This window comes from Microbacterium sp. 71-23, assembly GCF_001897265.1.
GTDB classification, from domain to species: domain Bacteria; phylum Actinomycetota; class Actinomycetes; order Actinomycetales; family Microbacteriaceae; genus Microbacterium; species Microbacterium ginsengisoli.
In genome coordinates, this window is the sequence record NZ_MKSL01000012.1 from 40,572 (window position 1) to 62,727 (window position 22,156).

At 68.3% G+C, this 22,156-nt stretch carries 40 protein-coding genes and 1 tRNA gene; 1 reads left to right on the forward strand and 40 read right to left on the reverse strand.

Features of this window, described 5'->3' with window-relative positions:
- Window positions 1-27 precede the first annotated feature (27 nt).
- The 16 genes from BGO15_RS04330 to BGO15_RS04405 form a co-directional block, all read right to left on the reverse strand.
- Window positions 28-480, reverse strand: a complete 453-nt coding sequence (locus BGO15_RS04330; RefSeq protein WP_056519073.1) for a minor capsid protein — start codon at window positions 478-480, stop codon at window positions 28-30.
- Window positions 480-815, reverse strand: a complete 336-nt coding sequence (locus BGO15_RS04335) for a hypothetical protein (protein WP_056206767.1) — start codon at window positions 813-815, stop codon at window positions 480-482. The genes BGO15_RS04330 and BGO15_RS04335 overlap by 1 nt, the downstream gene beginning before the upstream one ends.
- A gap of 7 nt (window positions 816-822) precedes the next feature.
- Window positions 823-1,164: a hypothetical protein gene (locus BGO15_RS04340; RefSeq protein WP_056206763.1), complete on the reverse strand. Its 342-nt coding sequence runs from the start codon at window positions 1,162-1,164 to the stop codon at window positions 823-825.
- Complete coding sequence (locus BGO15_RS04345) at window positions 1,161-1,622, reverse strand: hypothetical protein (RefSeq protein ID WP_056206760.1); 462 nt, start codon at window positions 1,620-1,622, stop codon at window positions 1,161-1,163. The genes BGO15_RS04340 and BGO15_RS04345 overlap by 4 nt, the downstream gene beginning before the upstream one ends.
- A gap of 61 nt (window positions 1,623-1,683) precedes the next feature.
- Window positions 1,684-2,007 carry a hypothetical protein gene (locus BGO15_RS04350; protein ID WP_082483024.1) on the reverse strand — a complete coding sequence of 108 codons (324 nt, stop codon included), beginning with the start codon at window positions 2,005-2,007 and terminating at the stop codon, window positions 1,684-1,686.
- 4 nt (window positions 2,008-2,011) lie between these two features.
- A complete protein-coding gene (locus BGO15_RS04355) occupies window positions 2,012-2,383 on the reverse strand; it encodes a hypothetical protein (protein WP_056519071.1) in 372 nt (123 codons plus the stop codon).
- A 17-nt stretch (window positions 2,384-2,400) separates the two neighbouring features.
- Window positions 2,401-3,249 (reverse strand): phage major capsid protein, encoded by an 849-nt coding sequence (locus BGO15_RS04360; RefSeq protein WP_056206756.1) that lies wholly within the window; start codon window positions 3,247-3,249, stop codon window positions 2,401-2,403.
- Window positions 3,250-3,268: 19 nt separating this feature from the next.
- Window positions 3,269-3,934, reverse strand: a complete 666-nt coding sequence (locus tag BGO15_RS04365; RefSeq protein ID WP_056519069.1) for a hypothetical protein — start codon at window positions 3,932-3,934, stop codon at window positions 3,269-3,271.
- 41 nt (window positions 3,935-3,975) lie between these two features.
- Window positions 3,976-4,125: a hypothetical protein gene (locus BGO15_RS04370; protein WP_156454738.1), complete on the reverse strand. Its 150-nt coding sequence runs from the start codon at window positions 4,123-4,125 to the stop codon at window positions 3,976-3,978.
- Window positions 4,125-4,400 carry an Acb2/Tad1 domain-containing protein gene (locus tag BGO15_RS04375; protein ID WP_056206749.1) on the reverse strand — a complete coding sequence of 92 codons (276 nt, stop codon included), beginning with the start codon at window positions 4,398-4,400 and terminating at the stop codon, window positions 4,125-4,127. The genes BGO15_RS04370 and BGO15_RS04375 overlap by 1 nt, the downstream gene beginning before the upstream one ends.
- Window positions 4,401-4,431: 31 nt before the next feature.
- Window positions 4,432-5,595, reverse strand: a complete 1,164-nt coding sequence (locus tag BGO15_RS04380) for a phage minor capsid protein (protein ID WP_056206746.1) — start codon at window positions 5,593-5,595, stop codon at window positions 4,432-4,434.
- On the reverse strand, window positions 5,576-7,177 hold the full coding sequence (locus tag BGO15_RS04385; RefSeq protein WP_056206743.1) for a phage portal protein: 1,602 nt from the start codon (window positions 7,175-7,177) through the stop codon (window positions 5,576-5,578). Before BGO15_RS04385 ends, BGO15_RS04380 begins: the two co-directional genes overlap by 20 nt.
- A 19-nt stretch (window positions 7,178-7,196) precedes the next feature.
- Entirely contained in the window at window positions 7,197-8,489 is a 1,293-nt protein-coding gene (locus BGO15_RS04390; protein WP_056519067.1) for a PBSX family phage terminase large subunit, read from the reverse strand.
- The gene (locus BGO15_RS04395) at window positions 8,486-8,890 is read right to left on the reverse strand and encodes a hypothetical protein (protein WP_056519064.1); all 405 of its coding nucleotides are present in this window, start codon (window positions 8,888-8,890) and stop codon (window positions 8,486-8,488) included. The genes BGO15_RS04390 and BGO15_RS04395 overlap by 4 nt, the downstream gene beginning before the upstream one ends.
- Window positions 8,891-9,100: 210 nt before the next feature.
- Window positions 9,101-9,173: transfer RNA gene (locus BGO15_RS04400), tRNA-Gly, on the reverse strand.
- A 132-nt stretch (window positions 9,174-9,305) separates the two neighbouring features.
- Window positions 9,306-9,533 (reverse strand): hypothetical protein, encoded by a 228-nt coding sequence (locus BGO15_RS04405; protein ID WP_056206735.1) that lies wholly within the window; start codon window positions 9,531-9,533, stop codon window positions 9,306-9,308.
- 65 nt (window positions 9,534-9,598) lie between these two features.
- Here BGO15_RS04405 and BGO15_RS04410 point away from each other — a divergent pair, with 65 nt between their 5' ends.
- Window positions 9,599-9,793: a hypothetical protein gene (locus BGO15_RS04410; protein ID WP_056206732.1), complete on the forward strand. Its 195-nt coding sequence runs from the start codon at window positions 9,599-9,601 to the stop codon at window positions 9,791-9,793.
- 43 nt (window positions 9,794-9,836) lie between these two features.
- On the opposite strand, the gene BGO15_RS04415 is transcribed toward BGO15_RS04410, so the two are convergent.
- The 24 genes from BGO15_RS04415 to BGO15_RS04530 all read right to left on the reverse strand — a co-directional run.
- A complete protein-coding gene (locus BGO15_RS04415; RefSeq protein ID WP_056206729.1) occupies window positions 9,837-10,100 on the reverse strand; it encodes a hypothetical protein in 264 nt (87 codons plus the stop codon).
- Window positions 10,093-10,281: a hypothetical protein gene (locus tag BGO15_RS04420; RefSeq protein WP_056206726.1), complete on the reverse strand. Its 189-nt coding sequence runs from the start codon at window positions 10,279-10,281 to the stop codon at window positions 10,093-10,095. Before BGO15_RS04420 ends, BGO15_RS04415 begins: the two co-directional genes overlap by 8 nt.
- A complete protein-coding gene (locus BGO15_RS04425) occupies window positions 10,278-10,964 on the reverse strand; it encodes a DNA cytosine methyltransferase (protein WP_200930840.1) in 687 nt (228 codons plus the stop codon). Before BGO15_RS04425 ends, BGO15_RS04420 begins: the two co-directional genes overlap by 4 nt.
- A gap of 1 nt (window position 10,965) precedes the next feature.
- A complete protein-coding gene (locus BGO15_RS04430) occupies window positions 10,966-11,466 on the reverse strand; it encodes an XF1762 family protein (protein ID WP_235557408.1) in 501 nt (166 codons plus the stop codon).
- Entirely contained in the window at window positions 11,459-11,707 is a 249-nt protein-coding gene (locus tag BGO15_RS04435; protein WP_156454736.1) for a hypothetical protein, read from the reverse strand. Before BGO15_RS04435 ends, BGO15_RS04430 begins: the two co-directional genes overlap by 8 nt.
- On the reverse strand, window positions 11,704-12,426 hold the full coding sequence (locus BGO15_RS04440; RefSeq protein ID WP_056206724.1) for a hypothetical protein: 723 nt from the start codon (window positions 12,424-12,426) through the stop codon (window positions 11,704-11,706). The genes BGO15_RS04435 and BGO15_RS04440 overlap by 4 nt, the downstream gene beginning before the upstream one ends.
- Complete coding sequence (locus BGO15_RS04445) at window positions 12,423-12,878, reverse strand: ASCH domain-containing protein (protein WP_056206722.1); 456 nt, start codon at window positions 12,876-12,878, stop codon at window positions 12,423-12,425. The genes BGO15_RS04440 and BGO15_RS04445 overlap by 4 nt, the downstream gene beginning before the upstream one ends.
- The gene (locus BGO15_RS04450; protein WP_273189489.1) at window positions 12,878-13,372 is read right to left on the reverse strand and encodes a single-stranded DNA-binding protein; all 495 of its coding nucleotides are present in this window, start codon (window positions 13,370-13,372) and stop codon (window positions 12,878-12,880) included. Before BGO15_RS04450 ends, BGO15_RS04445 begins: the two co-directional genes overlap by 1 nt.
- On the reverse strand, window positions 13,369-13,572 hold the full coding sequence (locus BGO15_RS04455) for a hypothetical protein (RefSeq protein ID WP_056206718.1): 204 nt from the start codon (window positions 13,570-13,572) through the stop codon (window positions 13,369-13,371). Before BGO15_RS04455 ends, BGO15_RS04450 begins: the two co-directional genes overlap by 4 nt.
- Entirely contained in the window at window positions 13,569-14,267 is a 699-nt protein-coding gene (locus BGO15_RS04460) for a hypothetical protein (RefSeq protein WP_273189484.1), read from the reverse strand. Before BGO15_RS04460 ends, BGO15_RS04455 begins: the two co-directional genes overlap by 4 nt.
- A 22-nt stretch (window positions 14,268-14,289) precedes the next feature.
- Window positions 14,290-15,000 (reverse strand): HNH endonuclease, encoded by a 711-nt coding sequence (locus BGO15_RS04465; RefSeq protein WP_056206580.1) that lies wholly within the window; start codon window positions 14,998-15,000, stop codon window positions 14,290-14,292.
- Window positions 15,001-15,046: 46 nt separating this feature from the next.
- Entirely contained in the window at window positions 15,047-15,436 is a 390-nt protein-coding gene (locus tag BGO15_RS04470; RefSeq protein WP_200930834.1) for an HNH endonuclease, read from the reverse strand.
- Window positions 15,437-15,524: 88 nt separating this feature from the next.
- Window positions 15,525-16,220 (reverse strand): DNA-methyltransferase, encoded by a 696-nt coding sequence (locus BGO15_RS04475; protein ID WP_056206582.1) that lies wholly within the window; start codon window positions 16,218-16,220, stop codon window positions 15,525-15,527.
- Window positions 16,217-16,696 carry a DUF4406 domain-containing protein gene (locus BGO15_RS04480; protein WP_156454778.1) on the reverse strand — a complete coding sequence of 160 codons (480 nt, stop codon included), beginning with the start codon at window positions 16,694-16,696 and terminating at the stop codon, window positions 16,217-16,219. The genes BGO15_RS04475 and BGO15_RS04480 overlap by 4 nt, the downstream gene beginning before the upstream one ends.
- Entirely contained in the window at window positions 16,693-17,142 is a 450-nt protein-coding gene (locus BGO15_RS04485; protein WP_156454777.1) for a RusA family crossover junction endodeoxyribonuclease, read from the reverse strand. The genes BGO15_RS04480 and BGO15_RS04485 overlap by 4 nt, the downstream gene beginning before the upstream one ends.
- 107 nt (window positions 17,143-17,249) lie before the next feature.
- Entirely contained in the window at window positions 17,250-18,134 is an 885-nt protein-coding gene (locus BGO15_RS04490) for a DUF2303 family protein (protein WP_056519255.1), read from the reverse strand.
- On the reverse strand, window positions 18,131-18,517 hold the full coding sequence (locus BGO15_RS04495) for a YfdP family phage-associated protein (protein ID WP_056206589.1): 387 nt from the start codon (window positions 18,515-18,517) through the stop codon (window positions 18,131-18,133). The genes BGO15_RS04490 and BGO15_RS04495 overlap by 4 nt, the downstream gene beginning before the upstream one ends.
- Window positions 18,518-18,540: 23 nt before the next feature.
- The gene (locus BGO15_RS04500) at window positions 18,541-18,687 is read right to left on the reverse strand and encodes a hypothetical protein (protein ID WP_156454776.1); all 147 of its coding nucleotides are present in this window, start codon (window positions 18,685-18,687) and stop codon (window positions 18,541-18,543) included.
- Window positions 18,684-19,079 (reverse strand): hypothetical protein, encoded by a 396-nt coding sequence (locus BGO15_RS04505; RefSeq protein WP_156454775.1) that lies wholly within the window; start codon window positions 19,077-19,079, stop codon window positions 18,684-18,686. Before BGO15_RS04505 ends, BGO15_RS04500 begins: the two co-directional genes overlap by 4 nt.
- Entirely contained in the window at window positions 19,072-19,722 is a 651-nt protein-coding gene (locus BGO15_RS04510) for an ERF family protein (RefSeq protein ID WP_162237853.1), read from the reverse strand. The genes BGO15_RS04505 and BGO15_RS04510 overlap by 8 nt, the downstream gene beginning before the upstream one ends.
- Complete coding sequence (locus BGO15_RS04515; RefSeq protein WP_056206597.1) at window positions 19,719-20,336, reverse strand: hypothetical protein; 618 nt, start codon at window positions 20,334-20,336, stop codon at window positions 19,719-19,721. Before BGO15_RS04515 ends, BGO15_RS04510 begins: the two co-directional genes overlap by 4 nt.
- Entirely contained in the window at window positions 20,333-20,602 is a 270-nt protein-coding gene (locus tag BGO15_RS04520; protein WP_056206599.1) for a hypothetical protein, read from the reverse strand. The genes BGO15_RS04515 and BGO15_RS04520 overlap by 4 nt, the downstream gene beginning before the upstream one ends.
- Window positions 20,599-21,843: an ATP-binding protein gene (locus BGO15_RS04525; RefSeq protein ID WP_056206600.1), complete on the reverse strand. Its 1,245-nt coding sequence runs from the start codon at window positions 21,841-21,843 to the stop codon at window positions 20,599-20,601. The genes BGO15_RS04520 and BGO15_RS04525 overlap by 4 nt, the downstream gene beginning before the upstream one ends.
- A partial coding sequence (locus tag BGO15_RS04530) for a hypothetical protein (protein WP_286747400.1) occupies window positions 21,840-22,156 on the reverse strand: 317 nt, incomplete at its 5' end. The genes BGO15_RS04530 and BGO15_RS04525, both read right to left, overlap by 4 nt.

Sequence of the window (22,156 nt, forward strand, 5' to 3'; positions counted from 1 at the left end):
GGAGTGTCGGTGGTCGAGGGGTGGGGATTACCAGGCGCCGCGTTCGGGGCGCAGGTCGGTCGGTGGGGCGTCGACGTCGAGGTAGTACTGGTCGGCGCGTTCCCAGCGTTTCGACTGGTCCGTGCCCATCGGGGCGGAGATTCGCCGCAGGCACTGGATCACGGTCTGCGACCCGACGGTGATGCCGGTGAGACCGTGGAGGACCGTGAAGATCGGGTCGAGGAGGTCATCGACGTCGGTCGGGTCCCCGGGGACACCGCGGCCGCGGACCTGCAGCATCTTCGAACCGAGCGGCATCGTCGGGTCGTCGCTGGTGTCGACGATCGTCAACGCGATCGCCCGGTCGGGTGCGGGGGGGAGCACCTTCCGGAAGATGCCCGTCTGGTCGGCGGTGTACACGCCCGCCGGATCCCACACGGCGATCCCCGCGGCCGAGATCAGCGCCGCGAACCCGTCGATCAGTTCACTGGTGGTGCCCATCAGAACGCCTCCCCGAGCGTGTCGGCGATGATCTTCAACGCGGCTTCCGCTTCGGTGCGCATTGGCTGCTCGAGGTACAGAGCCTGCCCGTGCGTGTGCTTCCAGGTCAGTTCGAAGTGCTGGCGGCGGGCGTACGGTCCCGGGTAGGTCAGGTTCGCTTCGTCGCCGTGCACGGTCACCGACGCGGACCCGACGAGGTGACCTTCGCGGATCGGGGTGAGGTCGGCGGCGACCCCGCGGATGTGCTCCATCCCGCGTCCCACAGCGAGCGGGGTGAGATCGTCGACCGCCTGCTCGAGGGCGGTGAGCTTCTCGAACAGGCTGCCGTCGGACATGTCGCTCCTACGTCAGGTAGACCGCGATGTGGTCGGGGAGGTCGAGGTCGCCGGAGTCGGACTGGGCGACGGTGATCACGCGGGAGTCGACGCCGCCTGTGGAGACCAGGGAGTCGACGGTGAAGAGGTCGGCGGCGGCCGGGTAGGTGTAGAGGGTCGTCTCGGAGACGACTTCCGCGCCAGCGTTGTTGCGGACGAGGCGGCGCTTGCGTTCCACGAAGCATCCCGTGCCGCCGGTGGGCGTCAGCATCACCGGGTCGTTGAACACGTCAACGCCGTACCCGCTGGTGCGAATGCTGGTCTGCACGGTGACGGTGTGGACGTAGAAGTCCGCGAGCTCGTCGCTCATCCGAGTGTCCAGATGTTCGTGCCGAGCAGGTTGCGCTGCTGCAGGTACGAGGTCGCTTCCGGAACGAGGCCGCTGTACGCGGCAGCGCGCGCGGCGGCGACGGCTTGCACTTCCGCGTCGGAGTACTCGATGCGGGCGGACCCGATGCCCTTGGAGCGGGCGTTCTTCGACGCCTGCACGATCCCGCCCGTGGCCGGGTCGATGCCGAGCGCGATCCACGCGGCAGCCTGAATGCACGTCGCGTCACGCAGCGCGCCGGCGATGACCGGGTCGGTGGCGAGACCCGTGCTCGGGTCGACGTCGCAGATCACGCCCTGGACAGCCTCGAGCACGAGAGTCGTACAGGAGCGGAGGATCGCGTCAGCGTTCGAGGGTGCCGCGTCGCCCGTCCAGTTGGTCAGGTCCGTCGACTCGGCGAGGCGTGTGGGAACGACGAAGCTCCCGAAGGACATGCTCATGACCGGCTCCCTTCGTGTGGTGCCAGTGGGCGGGGCGTGTGAGGCCCCGCCCACCAGGCGGTCACTTCCCGATCCCGAACTTCTCGATCAGGTCGTCCTTCGTGGCGGCTTCGGCGTCGTCCGGCGTCATGCCGTTCGCGACAGCCCAGCCGACCCAGGTCGCCTTGCTCGCGTTCAGTGCGGGTCGCTGTGTGGGCAGGCCGGCCGTTTCCGGGCCGTCCTGTCCGGGGGTGTACGGGTCGCCGTCCGCGTTCGCGACGCGCACGAGGTGGCCCTTGGTGAGACGGTCCTCGATCGTCTCGTGGAGGGGTAGGTCCATCTTGAAGATGGCCCCACCCTCTCCACGGACGAACAAGTGAGGCTTCTCAGCCGACGTGTCGCTCATGGGATCAGCCCACGTAGCGGCCGTCGACCGAGAACGCGGTCACGGTCATGACCACGGACGTGTCGATCGCGAGGGAACCGTCCGGCTGCTGGAACCGGGCGGACTCGAACGGGCCGAGCCAGCGCGTCGCCCCGGCACCGACCGTGTCGGCGAGGCTGCCCTGGCCCGACGCGATCGCCGACGGCTGCGAACCGGCGAGGACGGTCGCGGTGCCGGATCCGCCGGTGCCGTTGGTGACGCGGAGGAGGATGTGCTTCGATCCCGCGTACGGGACGGTGAAGCCGTTTCCTGCGCCCGCGGTCGACGCGGTGCCGGCGGGGTCGTTGATGCCCGCGTTCGGGACGAGGGCGGTGGGGGTGAGAGTTGCGCGTGCCATGTGTCAGCGCTCCTTTCTCAGGCCGTGACCGTGACGAGCGCGCTCGCCAGCGAGTCGGGACGGACGTTCTTCGCGCCGAAGAGGAGCAGGCCCTTCACGGCGTCGGAGAACGAGGACTGCGGCCGGTACGGCTCGACCTTGTTGATCTGATCCGCGAAGGTGATCGCGCGGTCGTTGCCGGCGATCGTCGCGAACTCGCTGCCCGTGGTGTTCGGGGCGTTGTTCGTGAGCAGGATGTCGAACCCGGCGGCGCGGCCGACGAGACCGTTTCGGAGGCCCTGGTCGGTGCCAGCCTCGTTGACCTTGATGAAGCGGGGGTCGCGGAGGAGGACACCGTGGAAGTCGGGCGTGACGGCGACGGAGCGACCCTGGGTCGCGACGCTCGCCTTGTCGAGCTTGACCTTCAGCGGCACCAGCACGTTGTCGTACGCCTGCCCGGGGGTCGCGGCCGACACCGAGATCGAACCGAGCTGGTTCGCCTGCTGGATCGACGTGTAGAACGACGCGATGTACTGGTCGACCGTGTCGGCGAACGCGTACGCGGCTTCGTTGGTGAGCTGCTCGAGGATGCCGCCCTTCGCCTGGCGCTTGTCGACGTCGTCGACCTGGAAGGCAAAGTACTTCGCCTGGTCGACGACGAGGGTGCGCTGGCTGTCCGCCACGGTCTCGGGCGCGATCACGGTCGTTCCCGGGACGTAGTTCGAGACAGTCGGGCGGCCGACGGAGGTGATGCGGACGGTGTCGCCCGCCTCCGCGATCTCACCCTCGTAGTCGCGGTTGGTGAAGGCGCTGTACACCAGCGACTTCCGGAGGGCGATCAGGAGCAGGGCGCTCCAGATCTCCGGCTTGAACTTGTTGAAAGCCACGAGGCTCTCCTTTCAGGGGTTAGGTGAGCAGATCCTTGAGGAGGCCCTTCTCGTGGGCCTCCGCGATCTGCTCGGGGGTCATCTGCGCAAGCTGCGCTTCGGTGATCTGTCCCTGCTCGCCGGTCCCGCCGGGAGTTTCGACAGTGCTCGCGCCGACCGCCCGGGTCGCCTTGAGGGTCTGATCTGCGGTCACGGCGGCGTCGATGGCCGCCTTGATCGCCGCACCATCGGTCGGGTCGATACCGCCGATGGAAGTGAGGAACGAAGCCCGGTCGAGGAGCTTCGACGGGTCCGCGCCGGCCGCAGCGGCCTGCTTGAACACGGCGAGCTCGCGGGCGGAGGTGACGGCGTCCTGCTGCGCCTTCGTCAGCGACGCGGTGAGCGCGGCGGGGTCGGTCGCGGCGTCCGGCTTGAGGCCGAGGGCGACGGCGAGCTTGTCCGTCAGGGCCTTCTGCGCCTCCTCCGCGGCGGTCTTCGCAGCGGTGCGGTAGTCGCCCGCTTCCTTCCGGGTGTCGCGGATGACCTTCTGTGCCCAGTCGGGGAGGTCCTCGACCTTCTCGCTGGGCGCGGGCGGTGCGGCCGGTTCGGCGGGCGCGGCCGGCGCAGCCGGAGCGGGCGGGGTCGACGTGCCTTCGACGGCGTCGCCCACGAACCGCAGCAGCGGGAACGGCTTCTTGATGAACATGGTCGTGCTCCTTCCGAGCGCCAGGCTCGTGGTGGGGATGGTTACCGGCCGCGGATGACGAGGCCGGCGAGGATCTCGGCCATCGACGTGAGACCGAGGCTTGGGGGTGTCGGGACGCTGGGGGCTGTCTTCGGCGTCTTCGTGAACGCGATGCCGGCGCGCTTCCGGGCCTTCCGTTGGCGGGTGGGCATCAGCGGAAGATGGCCTTGCCCGCCCACATCAGCGCCTCTTCGAGGTGCGTGAGGGCCAGAGATGCTTCACGGCAGGGCTGCACATTCGCCTCGATCTCGAACGCGGCGTCCCAGAGGTAGCCGCGGATGGCCTGCTGAGTTGCCAGACGCCTTGCGTGATCGGGTGCAGGGGGCGAGTCGGACGCGATCCTGAGTCGATCGTCGGTTCGCTGGGACGCGGCCTTGAGGTCAGCGTCGTCGTCGTGGTCGACGAGGTCAGAATCGGTGAGTGCCATGATCGTTCTCCTTGCTTGGGGATGACCCGACTCACCGGATGGGAGTCGGGAGCTTGATGCGGGCGTCGGTCAGGTCGACCTGCTCACGCCGGTAGTCGCGGGCGAACCCGGACGTCGCGACGAAGTCGCGCAGCTTCGCCTGACCCGCACGCACCTTCACGCGCGCGTCCGCGCGGGTCTCCGGAGACACCGCGAACTCGAGCTGCCGCTTCGCCTTCCGCACGTCCAGCTCGAGGCGACGCTGCTTCTGCGACAGGTCGTACGCGTCCTGCATCTCCGGGGTCCACACGTGGGCCTCGGGCAGCACCGTCACCCCGGGGAACACGGGGATGAGCGTGTGCTTGCAGTTCGGGTGGAACAGGCCCGCCGCGGTCGCTTCCGCGATCGTCGCGTCGACCGGGATCGTCGGATACGCGACCGGGGTCGCGGTGAGCACACGCCCCTGCCACGGGAAGCACAACGGGCACGGATGCCCCGTGTCGGGCACCGAGAAGTAGTCGACGCCGAGGGCCTGCATGCGGGCGAGGTGTGACGCGTTGTACGCGCGGGTCGCGGCGGTGCGGACAGCCATCTCCGTGTACGCCGACAGGGACCAGTTCCGGCCGGACTTGTCGGTGAACCCGGTGATGCCCTGCGACACGAACACCCGCCACGCCATCGCCTGCGCTTGCGCGGGGGTGACGTTGTTGTCGAGGACCTGCCGGACCGCGCCGTTCGGGGCGATCATCTTGTAGATGTCGTCGGGGAGGCGGGTGATCCGGAACCGGACGTCATCGAGGGACGACACGATGTCGTTGCGGATCGCGGCCGCTGCGCGTTCACCGTGAGGCATCGACAGGTCGAACGGGTCACCGCCGGGGAACGTCACATCCCGGCCCGGGGGGACACGCCCACCACCACCGCCACCGGCCTGGTGCGCCCGGGTGAGGACGAGTTCCGCGTCCCGGCGGCCCTCAGCCACCGCGGCAGTGATCATCGCCTGCAGCATCGGGGTGGACCGTGCCGTGAGGTACGTCAGCACCTGGCGAACGAGGAGACGCGCGCGGGTCAGGATCAACGCGTCCCGCGACACCGACCACGGCATCCGCAGCACCGCCGACACTCCCGCGAGCAGCTCATGCTCGGCAAGGACGTACAGGCCGATCAGTGCTGCCGCGATCTGTTCCGACGACGGCTCAGCCGGCTGCGGGGTCACCCGACGCCGCCTGGTCGAACGGGTTCATCATCGGGTCGGGCAGCGTCTGCGCGAACTCCGTCTTGATCTTCGAGACCTCGTCGTTGATCTGCGTCTCGTCCCAGTCGGGGTGCAGGATGCTCACCCGCTCCTCGACCGACGCGGACTCCGACGCGTACAGGGCCTGCACGGTCTGCGCGAGATGCAACTGCGACTCCTGCACACCATCGGAGAACTCGACGTGCACTTCACCGCTGCTCGGGTGGCCGAAGAAGTCACGGTCCACGGCGAGCAGCTTCTCGATGTACGCCTCGAGTGCGGGACGCCAGATCCGAATCTTCCGTGCACGGGTCATCAGGGAGCGGCGTTCGCGGGCTTCGATCTCCGTCGCCGTGCGGTCGCCGCGCTGCTCACCCTGCACACCGAACGTCGACATCGAGTAGCCCGCCATCTGCAGGATCTGCTCGACCAGCTCGTCGGCGGTGGCCTTGTACCCGGCGGGGTCGAACGCGGGCTGCATCACGTTCATCCGGTCCGCCATCGACAGGGGTGCCGTGCCGGACTGGCCGCTCATGTCGGTCGAGACGTACGTCTCCTGATCCATGTCGACCACGGACGCCTGACCGGGGCCGGCGGACTTCGCGAGCTCCTTCGACACCAGCACGCGGGCGCGCGCGGCGCGGCGTGCCCGCATCCAGTCCGACATCGTCTCCGACAGTTGATCCATCAGGTGCTCGATGCCGTCGAGGTCGGAGCGTCCCAGGTTCTGCCCGAGCGGGTCGTGACGCCACGACCGGTTCGGGGTCTGGTTCGGGATGTACGTGACCGCGAGGCCCGGCGACAGGGTGTCGATCGTGCCCTCGGCGGAAAGGTCAGCGTGGATCGCGAGAGGCGCTGTCTCGGGGCGGCTGGTGAGGCCGACGCGCATGCCGAGAGTCGTGTCGTCCCCGACGTACAGGCCGTGGAGGATCACACCCCGCCCGAGCGCGGTCAGCTCGTGGCGTTCCAGGTGACGCCACACGTTCTTCCCGTCGCGAGCGACCACAGCCCAGAAGGTGACCGCGGTGAGCACACCGAACCGGAACTCGGGGATCGCTTCGTCAGCGTCCTTCACGGTCGTGAACGGGCCGTCGGGCTTCACGGTGTCGTCCCACGTGACGCGGAGGTACACGCCGCCGAGCGCGGCCGACATCTCCGCGGCTTCCGCGACCGACGAGTGGAACCCGTCGTCCAGCAGTTCCCCGACGCGCGCCTGCGTGGCCTCGTCATTCGCGGTCACCGTCACCGGGTCGGAGAACAGCAGATCCGCGGACGCCTGGCAGATCTCCGCAGCGATCGGGACCGGGAGCTTCGTGTTCAGGCGGGTACCGATCGCGGGCTGCGCGACGAACCAGCGGATCGGGCCGAGCGAGTGGACCTTGATGCCGCCCGTGTCGGAAGCGAAGAACCCCGTCCGGTCCGGCATGATCCCGCCGCCGTACACGTACTGCAGCCGGTTCAGGTCGTTCGCCCACCACGCACCCCACCGGGCCATCGCGGGCAGCAGGTTGTCGAGGACCTTCGGCGGCCACTGTGCGGTCAGGGACGAAGCGGGGAGCGGCATCAGGTTCCCCCTTCCCAGGTCAGAACGTGTGTGGTCTCGGGCCGACTTCGTCGCGCCACTCGTACTCGGTGGAGGCGATCACGTAGCGGAGAGCGTCGAGGGAGTCATCGCGGTCCTTGATGGGCTCGTCGACGCCGCGTTCCTGCGCTTTCGGGTCGTACCGGTACTCGGGGGCTTCCTTGATGACGCCCCAGCACCGGTCGGTGACCTTCAGCAGGCCGCGGGCAAGGAGAGACGCGACGAGGCCGATGCCGTACGCGACGGAGTTGTCGGCCGGGGCGGTGTCCACTCCTTGCGACTCGCGGAGTTCCTGCCGGTACGCGAGCGCGGCCGGGTCGGCGAACAGCCCCTCGGGTCGCAGGAACCCCTCGGGGAGATGGTTGATCTTCAACCAGTCGGCGATCGCTTTCGCCTGTACTGATGGGGCTTGGCGGTGCGTCTGCGCGTCCGACTCGATGCGGAGCTCGTCGATCGCGTACAGCTTCCGGTCGTAGCCGAGGCCGAGAAGGATCACCGACGTGGCGTGCTGGGTGCCGAAGTCCATGCCGACGCCGAGGAGCCTGTACATGGGCGGGAGTTGCTCCCACGGGATCACGTGCTCCGCCGGGTCCCAACCGTCGTAGATCGCGCCCTCAGCGTTCGTCCACAGGCCGCGGATGAACCGGTCGAAGAACAGCTTCGACTTCCGGAACGACGCTTCCATGTCGGCGATGTACGACGGGCCCGGGTCGCCGCCCTCGAAGTAGAGCGGGTTGTCGTGCATCGTGAAGTGGAACACGATCATGTTCTGCGCGTCCGCGTCGAGGATGTACTTCACGCGCAGCCAATGCTGACTGGATCCAGGGTTGGTAGTCGCGAGGAGGCGGGCGCCGGCGACACGCAGACGGGTCAGCAGCATCGCCCAGAACGCCTCGGGAACCAGCGTCGCCTCATCGACGTACGCGAGCTCGATCGTCGACCCGCGGATCTTCTCCTCAGAGCGCGCGTCGTTCGCGCCGACGAGATGCACGACCCGGCCGAGGATGATCGCCGTGTTCGACCCGGTCGTGTGCTTCACCTGCTTCGCGAGACGCCCGAACAGTTCCGGCTTCTGCATCTCGCCGATGACGTTGCGTTCGATCGTCTGCAACGTCTTCCCGACGATGACGATCAGGCCGCGACCCTTGGTGTGCCGGATCGCGATGAACAGAGCGAGCAGAGACACCATGGTCTTGCCCGCCGACACCGCACCGACCCACAGCGCGATCTTCCGCCGCGACGCGCGGGCGATGCTCCACCGCTGCTTCCGTGACAGCGCCGGCGGTCGAGTCACCCCACGCCGCCGAACTCGGTGTCGTCCGCCTCGGCGAACTCGCCGTCGAACTCCGCCTCGATACGGTCCAGCACCGACTCCGCTGCGGCCGCACCCTCCGGAGTCGTCCCGAGGTGACGCGCCACCTTGTCCACGACGGTCGCCGCGGAACGGATCGCCATGTTGCGGACGTCCATTGGGGCAGCGTCGAGGAGGTGCGAATGGATCTCGCCATCCATGCCCCCGAACGACCACACGAGGTACGGGGCGTTCAGCAGGTCGAGCTCTTCCTGCACCTCAGCGACCATCATCCGCAGGAGCGTCTGCTGCTCAGCAGCGATGTCCAGCGCGTGAGCCCGCACCGCGGCTTCGGTCTTCGACCGGTCGAAGGTGATGCCCGCCTCCGCGCAGATCCGCGTCACCGTCTCACCTGAGACGCTGAACTCGCGGGCGATGGAGTTACGGCTACGCGAGCCGTCCCGAGCCGCCTCCTGGATCTTCTCGCGCGTAAGGGCTTCGACTGGTCGATGTGCACGACGGGCGCGTGTGGCCATGGTGGTTCACCTCTTCGGTGGCGCCAGGCCACGTTCAGGGTTGGCGCGTGATGCGCGGTCAGCGGGTGACGTGGTGTGAGCGTTCGGCGAGGTTCGAACTCGCAACCCCCGACGTGGGAGGTCGGTGCTCTGCCTGTTGAGCTACGAACGCGGGATGGTACGACGAAGCCCCGGTTTACCTGTGGTCAGGGCCGGGGCTGAGTGTGTTCGGTGGGCGTAGTTCGCCACCATCTCGGTCAGATTGCAGCCAGTGCGGCTTAGTGTCAAGTAGGCGGGCGGCGTGTCACGCGTGTGGGGGTCGTGGTTTCCGGCGTCGGCCGTTCTGGCGGACGCTCTCGACGCGGAGGACGTCGTCGAGGTTCACGAGGGCTGGTTCGTTGGAGCGTTTGAACGTGCGGACGCCTTCGGAGCGGACCCACTCGTAGATGGTGCGGGTGCTGCGGTTCACGGTGCCGGCTGCCTGCCCGATCGGGACGTAGCCGGGGGGTGCGACCTCGTAGTACTCGACCATCTGTTCCCCTCCATCGCTATACCAAAGTATAGCGGGTGTTGCTCTACCCAGGTAGAGTTCTCCGTGTGGCCGTGGAAGACGATCTGGCAGCCGCGCAGGCCAAGCTCGAGGAGCTAGAGCAGCGCACGAAACAGCAGCGCCAGTACCGCAACCACGTCCTGCGTCAGGCGCTCGGATCCGGGGTGACCTGGGTGCGCGCCGGCGAGATCACGGGACTCTCGCCGCGCGGCATCCAGATCTCCCTGAAGTCGTCGGACTAGCCCGCGGCCTCGGCGACCGTCACCCACTCCTTCGGCTGGGAACTCATCGGGTCTCCTCTGTGGGTGACGGATCGGTCGGTTGCTGAGCCACGCGATCGCGGAGGCGACGGATCGCGGCGACGCGCACCCTGTCAGCGAGTGCGTGGACGTTGCGGTAGTGGTTCGTGTAGGCGAGGCCGTGACGGCGGATCGCTGACGCGTCACCCAGTACCGAGTACCGTGCCCACGCCACGCCGTAGCGGAACGCCCACACGACATCGTCGGGATGCATCGACTTCGGCACCCGCAGATTGATCGGCTCAGGCATCGTCAGACCCCCGATCGGTCGTGCCGCCCTCGCCTTCCTCGGCGATGTAGTACCGGTCGAAGTCGGTCTGCATCGCGACGCCCATGAACGCCTTCTCTCGGGCGCGCCGGTCGAGGTTTGTCGTGTCGATGCGGTGGATAGTCTCGTGCGTCTCGATGTCGTGGATCACTATCGCGGTCATGCTGCTGTCCTTTCATGGAGGTGAGTGAGCGCCTGGCCCCCGAGCCATTCGGTGTAGACGGGCGGGATTGCCTGCGCGAGTTCGTGCTCGTCACGCATGTCCATCCAGTCGATGCCGAGCAGCGCAGCTCGAACCGGCAGCGCGGGGGTGTAGCCGCCGCGCCGCTTCTGGTCGCGATCCTCGGGTGTGCGTCGCCGCGCGCCCTTGTAGGAGCCGCCGACAGGAGCGCCATCGTGCGCGCACGGTGCCGGGGCCATACCGACTGTGAATGACGTCTCGAACAGGCGGTGACGCTGTAGCTGCAACTCGACCCCATCCACGTCGGGAGCGCGTAGGCCGAACATCGATCCGCACAGCAGCACGGGATCGATCAGGGGCGCGCGTTCGACGTTCTCGATGATGTACGGCACGCCGAGCGATCGCAGTACCTCACGCGTCGGAGCGAGCAGGTCGGGATGCTTCACGTCGTGCGCGTTCGCCGATGCGCTGTACACCTGGCACGGCGGCGAGGCGTGGATCACGTCGAACTCCCGACCATGCTCGACCGCGAACGCGAGCGCGTCGGCAACGTGGTGCTCGAACGGGTAGTGCGGCTGCGGCACGATGTCGACACCGACGACCTCGAACCCGGCACGGTGATAGCCCATCCCGGCACCACCCGCACAGCTGAACAGATCGAGCAACCTAGGCATCCCGGCCACCATCCGTGTGGTCGGGTGACGGATCGGTCGAATGGGTGACCGACTCCCAGAGCACGCGCGGCACGTTGTCGGCCCTGTTCGTGCGCGGTCGTGAGGGCGTGTCCCAGCCGGGGCGAGGCGGGCGCTGAGCGACGACGCGGAAACCAGCCGCGTGAAGGCTCGCGCCACCTTCGTCGGCCTGCGTGTACGTGATGAGCCGGTCGTAGCCGAGCGCGAACGCGGCGCGGCGTGCAGCGCCGTAGAGCATGCTGTTCGCGTTGCGGGTGCCGTCCGTGGCCGTGCGGATCACTTCGAGCGTCGCGCCCTGCGACTGGATCACCCGCGACACCGGGCGTCCGACGATCGCCACGCCTACCAGCTGGTCACCGGACGCTACGCCGACGCTGAACTTGTGCCCGATCGGCGGTTCGTTGTGGCGGTGATGCGCGGCGACGAACGCGCGAGCGTCTTTCAGATCGACGGGCACGATGCGCAGATCACTCACCTCGGCTCCCATCCGTGTGGTCGGGTGATTCGGTGGCGTGAGGACACTCGCGCGGGTCGATGTCCTCGATGCGGTCGATCGTCACGCGAGCGTCGCTTGGGTGACCGCCCCATCCGAGGTCGACGGCGCGGTTCACGGCTTCCTGCCTCGTCGCCGCGATCACCGTGTAGGGCCTTCCGTAACCGGCGTGCCGGTTCGACGCGTGCACGCGGACGTGGAACTTCGCGAGACGCTCGGTCATGATGCGTTCCTTTCGATTCGGCGGATGACGGCGAGCTTCTCGACCCGCACGGGCCGCCACCCCTCCGTCGGGTCGGGGACATACGAGAGCGCTTCCTCGCCCTCACGGATGGTGTGTCCGCAGGCCGTGTTCTGGCACTTCACGGTCACGAGCTGCCCGTCGGTTGCGGGCGGCCGGCGGGTGAGGGTGAGCTGCTTGCACGACGGGCACCGGACCCGTCGAAGCTCCGTCTCCGCTTCCTCCACAGGGTGGTCGCGGTACGCGCGCTGCGCGGCGCGGGTGAACTGGACCGCGTCCGCCGCGCCCGCCGGCGTCGACACCCACTCGTCGAGGGAGCGTTGTGTGAACGACGCGAGGAACCCCCAGCACTCGTCGACCGACAGCGACGTCAACGGGATCGGGATGTGCCCCTCCGGGCGGGTGCGGACGCCCGCGTTGTCGCGTTGCACGGCACGGTCCACGCCCTGGATCGTGCGCGCGAACCGTTCCCAACCCGCGTACACGCTCTCGAGGCGAGCGAAGCACCCCTGGCAGAGGTAGCCGCGGTGCGCGAGCCTCGGGAGGCACCCGCCGCACGTCGGGTCGGGTGCCTCGCCGTGTACGTGGCTGGCGAGGGCGCGGTTCACGTCGCGGTCCGGGCACGTGATCTTGTGCTCGTCTCGGACTGTGCACGGCCGCATCCCCGGGATGGGCGTGTTGGTGATGCAGATGATCGTCACGTGGGGTCTCCGATCTGCGCGAGAATCCGCGCTGTGGTGTCGTCATCGAGGTGACGGAGGCCGAGAGCGCCCTTGAACGGGATCGGCTCGATGAGTGGCCGCGGGTTCGCGAGCGAGAGGTGCCATGGGCCATCCGCCCACGGTGAGCAGAAGGACGGCGTATCCCAGCAATCCGCGCCCTGGTGCACGTCGACGAGGTCGACGAGGCCGATGGTCTTGCCGACGTTCAATCGCCATGGATGCCGATTGCAGTCCGCCTCAGGCTGGTCGTGCCAACGCTCCGTCGCGTCGTCGAGAGCGGGACTGTCAACGTCCTCGGCGAACCTGCCGGAGACATGGATCGCGACAGGCCCGCGGTAGGAGCCGGCGATGTTGCGGGTGCGGTTCTCGACATCCTTCCCGCCGTGGATGATCGCCCACGCCCACGGCTGCCGAACAGTCAGAATGCGCATCAGAACGGGACCTCGTCGCCGTAGGCGGTCGGTTCCGGCGTGGCCCACTCGCCCGCAGGAGCGCTCGAAGGCGTCGCCCACGGCTCCTCAGTCGCGGGCGCGTGCGGCCGGCCTCCCGGGCCGCCCGTGGAGGCCGCGCGTGTCACCTGCGCGGTCGCGTAGCGGAGGCTCGGGCCGATCTCGTCCACCTCGAGTTCGACACTCACCCGCGTCTGACCGTCGCGGTCCTGGTAGGAGCGCTGACGCAGACGTCCGGTCGCAATGACACGGGACCCCTTCGTCAGCGAGCCCGCCACGTGCTCGGCGAACTCACGCCAGACCGACGCACGCAGGAACAGGGCCTCGCCGTCCTTCCACTCGTTCGCCTGACGGTCGAACGTGCGGGGGGTCGACGCGATGGTGAAGTTCGCGACGGGCAGCCCGTTCTGCGTGTAGCGCAGCTCGGGGTCGGCCGTGAGGTTGCCCACGACGGTGATGGTTGTTTCTCCGGTCATGCTGCTGCCTTTCGTTTCATTGCCGTCTCGAATCGGACGGCCTCGAGGGTTGCTTGGATGGATCGGTGAGCGTCGGTGTCGAACAGCTCGCGTTGCAGGCGCGCGCGATACTCGCGGTCGAAGGCGTACCGCTCCCGGCACGCGGCGATGTAGAGCTCGAGGCTCTGTTCGGTCTCGTCCGGCTCTCGCTCCGCGATCACGACGCCACCTGCAATGGCTCTGTGTCGGATGCCGTTTCATCGGCAACTGGGGGCTGTGGATAACTCTCGCGGGAATCGACCGCATCTTCGTTAGAAGATGTTGCTGTTGCTGTTGCTGTTGCTGTTGCTGTTGTAGAGGGCTGGTAAACCGTTCCCCTCACTGCGGGCGATCCGTCACCTAACCGCTTCCCTAAGCCGGTGGGTAAACCGGCACCTAACAGGTACGTTGCGGTGCCCGTGGGAAGGTCGGTCGTCATCTCCCTCGGGTTCACCGCGTTCTGCTTCAGAACCGTCTTCACCTGGGGCTTCTCCCACGCCGGCAGGTCCGGCTCCGACCGCTTCAACCGCTGCAGCTCCCACACGATCGCGGCGCGGATCTTGTTCGACGCGACGCCTCCGAAGTCCTTCGCCATCGTCACCGCGAGGCGCGGGTTACGCATCAGCGGGTCGTGCCTCAGGTAGGAGCGGATCATCACCTCTTCGGTGTCCTCGTCGATGACCACGAAGTAGGCCTCCGCGAGCTCGAATCCGGCGATCACGACGTCCCGGCCGGTGCATTCCTTCGCCCGCTGGGAGAGCTTCCCGGGGTGCCAGTCCGTCACGCCTGCGTAGGTCAGGCGGGGGTCGGAGAGGAGGAGCATGTAGAGCCACTGCGCTGGCGCGGTGAGCGCGCGCCAGCGGTCGTCTGACCACATGTCTTGACGGATCTGGGCATAGTCACGAGGCATTGGACATCACCCGCCAGAACTCGTTCTTCCGGCCGTCGACGTGCAGCGCGACCAGGTCGCGCTCGTCAGTGAGCAGCCCAGCGAAGGCGACACCGTCCGCCCACCCGGCGTCATACCCGCTGCCGAAGACGACCGAGTCGCCGGCCACCATCGAGCGGGTGCGGTCCTCTGCGCCGGCCATCATGTTGTTGACCACGCCGCCCGCGTACTTCACCTTCTGGTTAGGCCGCGCGGGACCGGCCCAGGCGATCGTGAATGCCTTCTCCACGACTCGCAGCGGCACACCGCGTCGGAACCAATCCGAGGCGAACGATTCGATCTCGCCAGGCGCTGACCCCTTCGAGTAAGACGGCGCGGCAGCGTCCCACGCATCCCACATTCCCGTGAGGTACTCAGCCTCCGCATCAAGATCGGCGTCGAGCGCACGCAGCGCTATCGTGCGAGCGTGGGCGTACTCGGCGGCCTTGCGGTCGATGTCCGCAACCGTCGCCGCATCGGCTGGGACGGACGACTTACCCGCGTTGCAGTCAGCGCACGCGCTGACCAAGTTCGTGGCGTCGTCACTGCCGCCCAAGGCGACGGGCGTGACGTGGTCGATCGTGAGTCCGCTGCCCGTTTCGTTTCCGCGGACGCCGCAGTAGTAGCAGCGGTACCCGTCGCGTCGCAGAATCTCGAACCGTGTGCGCTTGGTGACAGCCATCACGCGCTCCTCTCGTTGGTGTTGTCGTTGACTTCCAGTTCCGGCATCAGCGCGCCCCCATCGCTTCCGCCACGGTGATCCGCTCCGTCGCCGACAGCAGGAACCACCGGGTGCCGTCCAACGCCTCCACGGGCGTCTCACGTGCACGCACCAACGTCTTCTCGTGGGTCGCCGCGGGACGCACCCACAAGCCCCGCTCCTCCAGCTCGAGGAGCACCAGCGAGGTCGCGTCCGCCTTGTCGCCGTTGCAGATCCCGCACGCGGCGATCAGGTTCACAGGGTCGTTGAGGAGTCGCGATCCGCCCATGCCACGGTTCGCGCGATGATCGGTCGTCGTCGCCTCTCCCTGGCAGCGGTGCAGGGCAAGGAGGCAGAACCCGCCATCCCGACGGATGACGGCGCGCTTCACGTCCACCGGAGGGTGCGCGGCGCTCATGCGGCGGCCTGCTCTCCGGTGAGGAACGCGGCGACGGCGAGGCCGCGGTCGCCGGCGGCGCGTGGAGGACGCCGACGGCCGGCGCGCATCATTGGCCCGCACCCGACTCGAGCGCGGAGAAGTCGAACGCCTGCTGCGACAGCCTGCGCACGATTGCTTCGCAGTAGCGCTCCTCGAGTTCGACCCCGATAGCGCGGCGGCCGAGGTTTCGCGCCGCGATGAGCGTTGCACCTGAACCCGCGAACGGGTCCGCGATCACCCCAGGAGGGCAGCTCGAAATGAGATCCTCCATGAGTGATACCGGCTTTGGGGTGGGGTGACCGAACGCGTTCTCGTCGCCGCTGGACCCCCCCCGGCCGCGCGACGTGACGATCACGCTGCCCGTCCGCTTCTTCCCGGTCGCTGCCACATCCCAGCCATCACCTAGGACATGGATGTCCTCGTGGGCGGGCCCCCAGGGCAGACGCAGGTCGCCCATGCCGGGTCCGCCTCCGGACTTGAACCAGATGACGCGCTGACGCTCTCCGACGGGAGCCGCAACAGACCAGCGACCGAAGACGATTGCTGGTCGATGGTCTGGCCACAGCTCGAGTACCGCGTCGCGAAGTGACGCGTCGTCGTCGCCGACGATTCGGGTGAACTTGCCGGACCTTCTGTGGTTGGACTGGAAGTTCATTCCGTAGGGCGGGTCCGTCACGAGGACGTCTGCCCGAGTCCATCCGCGGACCGCACGGCAGTCGCCATGGTGGAGCTCGATGTACTCGTCTTCGTAGTAGAGGCTCATCGTTCCCACTCCCGACCGCAGTCGATGCACTGCCAGTTCTCGTAATCGATGGCGTCGTCGATCGCGATGAGACGCGACCCGATACCGATTCGGTGCGTGTCGAACGAGCCGCACCCGCGGCACTTCACGCGTTCGGGGCGGTCAGGGAACTCCCGCTCGGGATCGGCCTGCGCCTCCGTGACCCACTCGTGTACGGGGCGCACCCTCATGCCGAGCGTCGCCGCGACGTTCACCTCCAGTCGGGCCCCGCCGGATGCTTCCCATCCGTCGAGAATTGCCACGCCGTCGCAGGTGATGAGCTGCGCGAGCCCCGCACGAAGCCAGCCGTGGTAGTCGTCGGGAGTCGGGTTGGTGTTGGTGGATGGGTCCTCGACGACGTATCCCGCGTCCCGTAGCTCGGTTGCAGCGGCACGGAAGGCTGGATAGTTGAAGTCGGGAAGGCCGGTCATGGGACCCGCGACATACAGGGTCGTCAAGAAGCCACCTCCGCGGCAGTCACGGTGACCTCGGCGCCCGGGACGTCCCGGTAGCGCTTCTTCGCGTGGAGGTCGACGACGCGGGAGTCGTCGGTGTACACGCCGCCGGCGGTGAGGCCGTCGAGCACCGCTCGGGCGAGCTTGTCGATGTCGGGTCGCACTGACGGCAGCGGGCGCTTCACCGACTGGGGGCGGGCGAAGAAGAAGGTGATGGTGACGGTCACGGGTACGTCGATCGGGGACGCACCGTTCATCGCGTCCGCGGCGGCCGCGGCGACGCTGTCCCGCCACGGGGCGGACATCTTGCTGTCTTCGACGACACGGGCGCGGTTGCCGACGACGTACGCATGCTTCGAGCCCTGCGGGGCTGGGGTGCCGCGGACGATGAACGCGACGCCGCGGAAGGGTGTGGGGGATGCCTGAGGGGGCATCATGGGAATGCTCACGCTGGACTCCTGCTAGAGGCGGTGGTGGGTGGAGGGGGCCGAGCTGCTGCAATCAGCTCGGCCCCCGTTTTCGTTCGGTCGACGATGGGGGACGCCGACCGGACGGATCAGGCGGAGGGCTTGCCCGCGAAGATCGGGATCTCCCCGATGCCCTCGTGCACGACCTCGTCGCCGTTCTTCCGGCCCTCACGGATGTCCGTGACGATGTCGGCGAACGCGGCCTCGAGGGTGTTCTCTGGGCGCTCGAGCTTGAAGCCGAGGAGCACCTGGCCGCCGCGGAGCCGGTAGCGGAAGTGCGCCCAGATCGCGTAGGTCGGGCCGCCGACGTAGGGCTTCAGGCCGAGCTTGATCTTCTTCGGGATCTCGATGTCGCCCTTCTGGCCGGCCTTCGCGGTCGTCTTCTCCTCGAACGTGAGCTTCACGTCGCCCGAGTCGAGTCGGACACCGCCGTTGAACTCGACGTTCGTCTTCGCGTGGAAGGTGGTGGCGATGTCGATCAGCACGCCCGCGTCCGGCTCGAGCACGTCGGACCAGCGGTCGTCGAGGAAGTCGGCGAACTCGTCCTGCGCGAACAGGTGTCCGTCGGCCTTCTCCCACGCGAGCCACGCCTTCGTCTTCTCGAGGTCGAGGGACACGCGGTGCTTCTGCCATCCCGCGGTGTCAGACGTGGAGGCGGGGTGGGAGTCGAGGATGCCGACGACCTTGGACGTGTTCGTGTGGGCGTACACCTCCGTGCCGGGGCCTCCGTGACGGTGGATGTACGCGCAGAACGATGCCGCGTCGGACACGCTGCGCGCCGCGGCGATGTGCCGGGGCGTCGGAGCGTATGCGTCGGTGTCGATGACACGCAGGCCACCGTCACCGTCGCGGACGATGAACACCTCGCCAGGCGTGATCGGGGTGCGCTGCTGATCGGCTGCGATGTCCGCGAGGGACGCGATCGCCCCCGCCTCGGTCGGGGCCGGCGCCAGGGTCTTCTCCGTGGTGCTCATGCGTTCGGGGTCTCCTTGATCTCGCCGGTACGGGGGTCGACGTTCGCGCCGGCATCGCGAATGTCGTCGTCGGTGAACAGGGGGCTGCTGGTCGGGTCGCTGCGCGAGAGACCGTTGTCGTCGGTGACGAACGCGGTCGTGCCCTCGCGGGTTCGTTCGGGGAGACGGAGCTTCAACGCGTCGTTCACGATGACCAGACGGTCACCGCCGTTGACGGGCTTCACCTCGAAGACGACGCTGAGCGTGCCCTTCTTGCCCGTCGCCTTCACCTCCTCGATGAGCTTCGCGAGGTTCTCCGCGAGCTCGACGTCGGTCGACGGTCGGATCGTGGCGAGCATCGCGGCGAAGCTCGGCGGTCCTTCCTGGGTCTTCTTCTCTGCCACCTGGGTTCCTTTCTTCGGGGTGGTCACTGCGCCGCCGCGATGAGGCGGCGGACGAATCGGAGCGCGTCGGGACCGGTCGGGAACGCGCCGAGCACGGTGCGACCTGCGCGGACCTTCCAGGGGCGGTCGCCGGGTTTCCGGGACTTCATGACGCGTAGGCGGTCGCTCATCGGCTCGCTCCGCTCGCGATGTACGCGCTCGTGAGAGCGCGGTTCAGATTGAGATAGCCGTTCAACTTCGCGGTGAGCGCCCGCTGCAGCTCCTCAGCCGCATGCAAGATCTCCTTCGCGTTGTCGAACTCGTGCTTGAAGGGCATCGCCGCGAGATCCGCCTCGGCCCGTTGCCGAGTCACCGTCGGCTCGGCGGACCGCATCACGGCCTTCGCGCGCTCCTCGATGAACTTCCGCTCCGCGGCGTACCGATCCGCCCACAGTCCACGGATCACGGGCACCGCCCGCTCGAGCCGGTCACCGATCTCCCGGATCATCTGCTCCAGCTCGAGCGGGGAGGCCGGTTCGTACTCGACGATCTCGCCCGTCGAGAGGTGCGCCACTTCAGACACGACCGGCCACCTCCCCACGCGCGACCGCGGCGTCGTACTCCGCCGATGCCGCCGCTTCGTACGCGTCGGCGGCGTCCGGCGCGGCCGGGGTGCTCAGCACGGCACGGCGGGCGTTCAGGCTCGCGATGATCGATGCGTTCAGCCATCCGTCGCGCTCCGCGGACTGGTAGATCTCGTGCAGCTCCGCGACGGACGCGGCGGCCGCGACCTGCTTCTTCCACTCCTTCGGCGCGGCGGCGGGTGCTCCCTGCTGGGATGCGCTGTTTCCGTCGTCGTCCTGATCGGGAGCGACGCCGGTGACCGCGGACAGCGCGTAGCGCTTCGCGTACGTGATCGCGGACCCGACCGCCTGTGCAGTGCTCTCGGTCGGATTCGGGAGCGGCCAGGAGCCGTCGATCCGTTCCCCGCCGACGTGCTGCAGGCTGTACTCGAGCCGGAACCCGGCCTCCGTCATCGTCGGAACGGTCACCCAGGCGAGGCCCTGGCGGGCGAGCGCGGGGAGGACGACGCCGACGACGTCGGCGAGGTCCGCGTACGACGACTTGAAGTGGTCGTTGCGTGCACCCTTCTGCACGCGGGGCAGTTCGGCCTGGAAGGCGCTGAGCGCCTCGGTGAGGGTCGCGGGCGGGGTGGGGTTGGTCATGTCCATGCCTCCTCTCGGGCGGCGTCGAGCAGCTCGACGACGCGGTGCGCGATGGGGACGATCAGGTCCGTCGCGGCGATGATCTGTGGGTGGTCGCGGTGGAACGTGCGCGACTGCACGGGGCGGCGCAGCCGCCACAGTCCTGGCGCGTCGGGGTCGCGGACGAGCTCGCCCCACACCCACTCCGCGTGGACGGCTTCGGGGATGCAGTAGAACTGCCACGCGAGCTGCCGGACCTCGTACGGTGTCGGCCCGGTCACGACCTTGTTGTGCTTCGTCTTCGTCTCGACGATCGCGAAACGGTCGCCGACCGGCTTCGTGCCGTCGATCGTCGCGCCGAACCGGGGATAGTCGGGGTGGTGGATCAGCAGGCTGTTCGGACGCGCCCCGACCGCGCCGAGCAGCGCGGGCTCCCAGTCGTTGCCCGACCGGGTCGCCTCGTTCCCGCCGAACGTGCGGGGTTCGAGGATCTGCCGGACGTAGAGCTCCACAGATCCCGGCTTCGCAAACTTCCCCGCCGTCGATGAGCCGATGACCTTGTCGTGCGCGTCCAGCCAAGATTCGCGGTCGGCAGAGTCCGCGAGGGTGCGATCCAGGATCGCGAGGGCGCTCACAGTCCGACCCCCGCCCGGAGCTCCCGCGCCGCACGCTCGACTCGGGCAAGGCCGTCGCTGCTCAGGATGTGGCCCGCGTCCGCCTGACGCGTCGCGACATCGTGGAACGCGATGAGGTTGGCGAGGCGCTGCTGCTCGACAAGAGCGAGAGTCGCGTGCACCTGCGCTTCGAGCGCAAGCGTGATCTGGTTCGTGGCCTCATCGACTCCCGTGATGTGGCCGAGAGCCTTCAGCGCTTCGGAGGCATGGTCGATGCGCGCGGTCATGCGAGAGCGCCGTCCTGGATCGTGAAGCCGATCCGGCGGGACTCGTCACGGTCCCGCTCGACGAGCACGGTGTATCCGCGCTCGTCGGCGAGATCCCGGATCGCGGCGAGGGAGTCGGCGTCCAACAGGTCACCGTCCTTCACGATGACGAGACGCAGCTTCGGGTCTCCCGCGGTCGCGATCGCGAACGCGACGCGGCGACGCATGGCCGAGTTGACCTGCGTGAACGGCACGCCGTCGAACGTCACGCCGTCCTCGTCCACGGACAGCCCGTCGACGGGGAACGTCGCCGCTGCGAGGCCGTCACGCTTGCGCTTCTCGATCGAGGCGAGGTCGCGGTTCGCGGCGGCCTGAGCGGACTCCGCGGCGGCGCACTCGTCGGCGACCTTCGCATACTCGCGACGCGCTCGCACGGCCGCGTTCCATTCGTCGACGGCCGCGAGCTTTGCCTGCAACGGCGCGAGATCCGCGCGCGGAGCAGCGGCAGCGCGCTGGGCCACCTCGATCCTCTCGACCCAGACGGCGCGGTCCGCGCGCGCCTGAGTGATCTGCTCCTCCAAGCGCTCGATCGTGCGGTCGGTGTCGAGGACCTGACGTCCGAGTTCGGTGACGAGATCCTCGGCCCGGTCGATGCGGTGGTTGTGCTCCTGCACGGACTCGATTTCGGCGAGGACCGCGGCGCCCGACACCTCCTCGTTCGGCGCGTCCAGCGGGTTCGGCATCGCCGACAGGGCACCCTGCAGGCGTTTCACGTCACGGCCAGCGATCAGGCGGCGCTCCTCCGCACCAGCCTTCTCCCGCGCCAACGCGTCGACGTCGAACGGGAGGTCGACCTTCGCGAGGAGCGCGTCCCGCTGTCGCTTCTCGTCGAGGTTCAGGAACGCGACCGGGTCGAAGATCAAGCCGCCCGTGAGCGACGCGACGACGTCGGCGGGCTTCGAGTACTTCGCGCCGTCGAGCGCGAACACCTCGAGGCGTCCCGCGTCGTTCTTCTTCCAGGTGCGGACGATGCGGACACCGAGGTCCGTGTCGGTGTACTCCGCGCGGGCCTCGTCCTCGCCCTCACGGATCGGCTTCGGGGTCAGGCGGGTGCCCTTCGGGTCGAACAGCTCGACGAACGCGTCGATGAAGCTCGACTTCCCGGCACCGTTCGCGCCGGCGACGACGATCAGCGACCCGGTCGGGCTCAGTTCGATCTCGCGGACGCCCTTGAAGTTCTGGACGGAGAAGGTCTTGCTCACGACGCCACGACCTTCCCGCCACGCAGCGAGTACCACGTGTCGGCCTTGATGGCCGCACCATCGACGACGACGCCGGCCGCCGCGATGATGGTCCAGTCCGACGAGCGCTCAGTGAGGAAGAGGGCGGTACCGATAGCTCCGCGCGCACGTCCGTCGTAGCCGCTGGCCAGGGCAACGGACTTCTCCCCGGACGCCGTCGCCGCACCGTAGTACCCGGACGCCGTCGCCGCACCGGAGTCCCCGGACGCCGTCGCCGCACCGTAGTCCCCGGACGCCGTCGCCGCACCGTAGTACCCGGACGCCGTCGCCGCAC

Coding starts and splice junctions, on each gene's coding strand:
- BGO15_RS04405 (WP_056206735.1), bottom strand. CDS start 9,533: ATGGTCGAGTACTACGAGGTCGCACCCCCCGGCTACGTCCCGATCGGG.
- BGO15_RS04365 (WP_056519069.1), bottom strand. CDS start 3,934: ATGTTCATCAAGAAGCCGTTCCCGCTGCTGCGGTTCGTGGGCGACGCC.
- BGO15_RS04445 (WP_056206722.1), bottom strand. CDS start 12,878: ATGCGCATTCTGACTGTTCGGCAGCCGTGGGCGTGGGCGATCATCCAC.
- BGO15_RS04340 (WP_056206763.1), bottom strand. CDS start 1,164: ATGAGCGACGAGCTCGCGGACTTCTACGTCCACACCGTCACCGTGCAG.
- BGO15_RS04420 (WP_056206726.1), bottom strand. CDS start 10,281: ATGACCGCGATAGTGATCCACGACATCGAGACGCACGAGACTATCCAC.
- BGO15_RS04370 (WP_156454738.1), bottom strand. CDS start 4,125: ATGCCCACCCGCCAACGGAAGGCCCGGAAGCGCGCCGGCATCGCGTTC.
- BGO15_RS04475 (WP_056206582.1), bottom strand. CDS start 16,220: ATGAGCCTCTACTACGAAGACGAGTACATCGAGCTCCACCATGGCGAC.
- BGO15_RS04355 (WP_056519071.1), bottom strand. CDS start 2,383: ATGGCACGCGCAACTCTCACCCCCACCGCCCTCGTCCCGAACGCGGGC.
- BGO15_RS04435 (WP_156454736.1), bottom strand. CDS start 11,707: ATGACCGAGCGTCTCGCGAAGTTCCACGTCCGCGTGCACGCGTCGAAC.
- BGO15_RS04345 (WP_056206760.1), bottom strand. CDS start 1,622: ATGAGCATGTCCTTCGGGAGCTTCGTCGTTCCCACACGCCTCGCCGAG.
- BGO15_RS04460 (WP_273189484.1), bottom strand. CDS start 14,267: ATGTGGTCAGACGACCGCTGGCGCGCGCTCACCGCGCCAGCGCAGTGG.
- BGO15_RS04415 (WP_056206729.1), bottom strand. CDS start 10,100: ATGCCTGAGCCGATCAATCTGCGGGTGCCGAAGTCGATGCATCCCGAC.
- BGO15_RS04375 (WP_056206749.1), bottom strand. CDS start 4,400: ATGGCACTCACCGATTCTGACCTCGTCGACCACGACGACGACGCTGAC.
- BGO15_RS04385 (WP_056206743.1), bottom strand. CDS start 7,177: ATGCCGCTCCCCGCTTCGTCCCTGACCGCACAGTGGCCGCCGAAGGTC.
- BGO15_RS04465 (WP_056206580.1), bottom strand. CDS start 15,000: ATGGCTGTCACCAAGCGCACACGGTTCGAGATTCTGCGACGCGACGGG.
- BGO15_RS04490 (WP_056519255.1), bottom strand. CDS start 18,134: ATGAGCACCACGGAGAAGACCCTGGCGCCGGCCCCGACCGAGGCGGGG.
- BGO15_RS04470 (WP_200930834.1), bottom strand. CDS start 15,436: ATGAGCGCCGCGCACCCTCCGGTGGACGTGAAGCGCGCCGTCATCCGT.
- BGO15_RS04335 (WP_056206767.1), bottom strand. CDS start 815: ATGTCCGACGGCAGCCTGTTCGAGAAGCTCACCGCCCTCGAGCAGGCG.
- BGO15_RS04330 (WP_056519073.1), bottom strand. CDS start 480: ATGGGCACCACCAGTGAACTGATCGACGGGTTCGCGGCGCTGATCTCG.
- BGO15_RS04350 (WP_082483024.1), bottom strand. CDS start 2,007: ATGAGCGACACGTCGGCTGAGAAGCCTCACTTGTTCGTCCGTGGAGAG.
- BGO15_RS04510 (WP_162237853.1), bottom strand. CDS start 19,722: ATGACCAACCCCACCCCGCCCGCGACCCTCACCGAGGCGCTCAGCGCC.
- BGO15_RS04450 (WP_273189489.1), bottom strand. CDS start 13,372: ATGACCGGAGAAACAACCATCACCGTCGTGGGCAACCTCACGGCCGAC.
- BGO15_RS04520 (WP_056206599.1), bottom strand. CDS start 20,602: ATGACCGCGCGCATCGACCATGCCTCCGAAGCGCTGAAGGCTCTCGGC.
- BGO15_RS04500 (WP_156454776.1), bottom strand. CDS start 18,687: ATGAGCGACCGCCTACGCGTCATGAAGTCCCGGAAACCCGGCGACCGC.